Annotated in this window: 1 pseudogene; it reads right to left on the reverse strand. The window is 69.7% G+C overall.

What is annotated here, in order from left to right:
• A pseudogene (locus CCN37_RS40405) lies at positions 1 to 310 on the reverse strand (hypothetical protein); the annotation flags it as partial.

Consider the following 310-nt stretch of genomic DNA (forward strand, 5'->3'; position numbering starts at 1 on the left):
GGCCGTCGGCGTCGCGGCGGTCGAAGACGCGCGCGTGCCTGAACAGCGGAGCGACCTCGGCGACCCGCTCAGCGTTGGGCAGCACCGCCTTCATCCACGCGGGCACCTTGTCGGCGGACCTCGGGAACATCTCCAGCTCGTCGAGCAAGTCCATCCGGTGCGGTGGCTGCCGCCAGCGCACGTCCTCGTCGACGGTGTAGTTGATGTGGGTGGTGATCGGGTACTCGACGACGACGCTCGCCGAGGTCCACGTGCCGATCCCGTCGCGGTAGGTGTCCTTGCGCAGCTGGGCGAACAGCTCGCCGAGCCG

It is taken from the genome of Allokutzneria sp. NRRL B-24872 (assembly GCF_002155965.1).
Classification (GTDB): Bacteria; Actinomycetota; Actinomycetes; order Mycobacteriales; family Pseudonocardiaceae; genus Allokutzneria.